The organism is Archangium sp. (assembly GCF_036389735.1).
Lineage (GTDB): Bacteria > Myxococcota > Myxococcia > Myxococcales > Myxococcaceae > Archangium.
In genome coordinates, this window is record NZ_DASVWK010000603.1 from 1 (window position 1) to 3,823 (window position 3,823).

The following is a 3,823-nucleotide window of genomic DNA, read 5'->3' on the forward strand; positions in this document are numbered from 1 at the left end:
GCTCCCCGACACCCGCCCCAAGCCGATTCCGAGGCCGGACCCCCTGGTGGACACGGACCCCCCGCGGGCCGTTGACCCCGTGCCGGATTCCAAGAATCCGGAAGAGACGCCCGCGCCGCCCGTGGTCGAGCCCACGACACGCCCGAAGCCCGACCCGGAGCCCGAGCCGCAGAAAGTGCCGCAACAAAAGGGTGCGACTTCCGGCGACAAGTCTCGTTCTCCCGTTGGGGCGGGGATGGGTCGCCTCCAGATCGTGTCGATCTGCTATGCCGAGGTGTGGGTGGACAAGCAGCCCAAGGGGGGGTTGCCCCTGGCTCCCATCGCACTGCAAGCCGGGCCTCACACGCTCGAATTGCGTGGGAATTCTGATATCCCCTTCAAGAACCGCGTGCAGAGAATCAGGATCCGCGCGGGAGCCGTGACAGAGGTGCCGGTCAATTGTGACTAGTCTGGAGTCGTCCTCCCGCCCAGGAACCGCTTTCCCCATGCTCCTTCGTTCCTTCTTCGTGACTCTCCTGCTCGTTCCGATGGCCGCGTGGGCGGACATCCGGGGCATCGACCTCTATGCGCGGGGTGATTTCGCGAAGGCGGCCCCCGTGCTGGAGGAGGAGGCGGACAACCCCGCCCGGTCCGACAAGGAGCGAGCCCGCGCGCGCATCTACGCCGCCGCGTCGATGTATGCGCTCGGCAGGATGGATGATGCCCGCGAGCAGCTCGAGTTGCTCGCGCGGCACTACCCCGAGCAGCGTGTGGATCCGAGGCGCTTCGCCCCCGATTTCGTGGCGTTGGCGGATCTGGCGCGCAAGACGGTGGAGACCGAGCGGCTGAGGGATGAGGCCCGGGTCCAGGAGGCCGAGCAGGAGCGGCTCGCCGCCGAGGCCGAGCGGCGCAGGCGTGAGGCCGAGGCAGGCCAGCAGCCGGGTCCGGATGGGGAAGTGCAGGAGTCCGCGGAGCCGGGTGCTCCGTCCTTCCGGTTGCGGCCGGAGGTCACCGCCTTCACCGACGCGCTGGCCGCCATCGAGGGTCCGAAGTTCCCCTTTGGTGTCGCGCTGGGCGTCACCGCCGGCAGTGGCGCGGTGGAGGGGACCGGGCGGTTCCTGCTCGGGGTGGGCAAGGGCGTCGAGCTGGAGGCGGGCCTGGTCTTTGGCGGTGGCGCCTTCAAGCCGCGCGTGGGCCTGCGCGGAACCGCCGTGACGAACCTCAGGAAGGATCCCCTGGATCTCAGCAGCGAGAAGTCCTGGGCGCTGGGGGGAGGGCCCGTGGTGGGCGCCCGGCTGACGCTCTCCCCCGGGCTCACCGTGCTGGTGGACGGGGGGCTGGAGTTCTTCCACTACTTCGACATCACCGAGGCGCGTTACCGGTCTCCCGTCGTGATGGTCTCGGCCGGTCTCGGCTATGACCTGCTGTAGGAAACGTCCGTGAAGGGAAGGCACGTCGTGTCCGTTCGCATGCTTCGTGGGGCCGCCTTGGCCGCCCTGGTTCCGCTGGCGTTCGCCGTACTGCCGGCTCCGGCACTTGGGCAGTCCTGGAAGCCTTCCGTCACCTGGAATACGTACCTGGGAGGCAGCTCGGACGATGAGCTGCATGGTGTCGTGACGAACGACCAGCGAGAGGTCTTCGTGGCGGGCCAGACGACCTCGACCGACTTTCCGGCGGGAGCGGGTCTGCCAGCGGACAGCTCATCCAAGGATGTCGTCGTCACCAAGTTCAACGAGGACGGGTCGCTGGCCTGGTCGCGTTCGTTCGGCGGCAGCGCCAGCGACACCTCCATCGACATCCAGTTGGTCCCCAACACATCGGGGCAGGAAGTGTACGTGGTGGGGACCATCCAGCAGTTCTCCTCCGCTGGCCTCACCACCACGCCCTCCAGCACCAGTGGGGTTCCCCTCAAGAATGCGTATCGGACGGGCGCCTCGGATGCCTTCCTGGCGCGGTTGAAGCCCAACGGTGAGGTGCGTTGGCTCCTGTTCCTGGGCGGCACCGGGACGGATGAGGGCCTCGCGCTGACCGTGGACCCGAGCGGCACCAAGGTGTACGTCGGAGGGAAGACCACGTCCGAGCCCTCCTCCTTCGCGGGGACCCTGGCGGGCGGCGTGCGGGGCGGCGACACCGATGCGTTCGTCCTCCAGGTGGACGTCACCGACCCGGACAGTCCGACTCCGAAGTGGGTACGCGTCTTCGGGACCAAGGGTTCGTATCTCTCCAACGCGGATGATGCGGTGACCTCGCTGCTGGTCCTGGAGGGCGCTGTCTACGTGGGCGGCATCGTCGGGTCCGACATCGCGGCCAACGATGCCACCGTCAAGCCCATCATCGAGAACTTCCACAAGGGAGCAAGCGATGGCTTTGTCGCGAGGCTGAGCACCACGGGCGGTCTCAGCTGGTTTACCAACGTGGGTGGCGCGGGCAGCGAGGACGTCGACGAGGTGCACGAGCTCCTGGCGACGCCCGACAAGCAGGGGATGGTCGTCGTGGGAGTCACCAACTCCTCGACCTTCCTCACGAAGGAATCCTCCGGAACCGATGTTGACGTATTCGTCCTTGCGATGGCCACCACGGGCACTCGCACGGGCGGGCTTCGGGTGGGAGGGCCTGGCAATGAGCGGATGGCCGAGAGCGGACTGCCAGGCCAGAGCCACGCCGCGGTGGACTCCCTCGGCCACGTCTTCGTTGGTGGGAGGACGTCGAGTCAGACGGGGCTTGCCGAGAATGCCTTCGAGGGCACCTTCAAGGCCAACAATCTCACTTCCAGTGATGGCTTCGTGGCCATGGTGCATCCGTCCCTGACGCGGATTGTCTGGGCTTCCTATGTAGGGGGCGTCGCCAACAAGGATGAGTGGGTGCTGGGATTGTCCGCCGGGGCGCATGGACAGCTCACCCTCGTGGGGTTTTCCGACGCGCCCAACGCGCTGAGCAGACGAGACAGTGGCTACGACACCTCCGCGAATGGTTTGATGGATGGCCTCGTCTTCCGCCTGGAGGTGGACCCCACGCCTCCGAAGGCGGGCGATGTCGAGGTCTCGATCACCAAGAACAGCATCAGCGCCAAGTGGGGGGCATTCCCCGAGCCGTCGCGCGACTTCTCGGACCCGGAGACGCTCATCGCCTCTTACTCATGGGCCATCGGCACCGCGGAGGGCGGCAGTGATGTCTACCCCTTCGAGTCCGGTGGGGCTACCACCACGGAACGCATCGCCGACGTCGAGACGAAGGAGGGGACGCCCTACTACGTCACCGTGGTCGCGACCAATGGGGTGGGTCGTGAGACCCGGGTGACGAAGATGGTGAAGTTGCCGTCGTCCGAGCCCCAACCCGAGCCCCAGCCCCAACCCGAGCCTCAGCCCGAGCCCCAGCCTCAGCCCGAGCCCCAGCCTCAGCCCGACCCCCTGTCCCCGCTCGGGTGGGGCTGCGGCAGCACGGGGGGCGGCAGTCTGGTGGGCGCGCTCGGGCTGGTGGGCCTGGCGTTGTTGGTGGCGCGTCGCGCGCGGCGGGCCACCGGCTCGGAGCGCTGAGCGCGCGGGCAGGTCCGGCGAGAGGGGGGCTTCGCACCGGGCCAACGCGGTAACGGACTCATCGTGGTGGTGCCCCCGGTCGGTGTGGGTATCAACCTGTTGTCTCCGGAGAGGAGTCTCCCGTGTTTCGTCGCGTGCTCGGGGCGCTGGCCGCGGCCAGTGCCCTCCTCATGTCCTGGGTGGCGGTGAGTCAGCCGGGCTCCTCCGAGCCTCCTGCTCCCCAGAGACCCGTCCAGCTCCTGGGCGCCGCGTTCCGCTCGGGCCCCGCCCCCGTGCCCGGGGGCGCGCCGGGGCACTATCTGTTGCAGCAC

At 68.2% G+C, this 3,823-nt stretch carries 3 protein-coding genes and 1 pseudogene; all 4 read left to right on the forward strand.

The features are described 5' to 3' along the window. Window positions 1-448: pseudogene (locus VF794_RS21085) on the forward strand (hypothetical protein); the annotation flags it as partial. A gap of 37 nt (window positions 449-485) precedes the next feature. Continuing rightward, on the forward strand, window positions 486-1,409 hold the full coding sequence (locus VF794_RS21090; protein ID WP_331113155.1) for a hypothetical protein: 924 nt from the start codon (window positions 486-488) through the stop codon (window positions 1,407-1,409). A 57-nt stretch (window positions 1,410-1,466) separates the two neighbouring features. Then, on the forward strand, window positions 1,467-3,512 hold the full coding sequence (locus tag VF794_RS21095; RefSeq protein ID WP_331113157.1) for a hypothetical protein: 2,046 nt from the start codon (window positions 1,467-1,469) through the stop codon (window positions 3,510-3,512). Window positions 3,513-3,634: 122 nt separating this feature from the next. Continuing rightward, window positions 3,635-3,823: hypothetical protein (locus VF794_RS21100; RefSeq protein WP_331113158.1), on the forward strand; the 189-nt coding region annotated here is incomplete at its 3' end.

Coding starts and splice junctions, on each gene's coding strand:
- VF794_RS21090 (WP_331113155.1), top strand. CDS start 486: ATGCTCCTTCGTTCCTTCTTCGTGACTCTCCTGCTCGTTCCGATGGCC.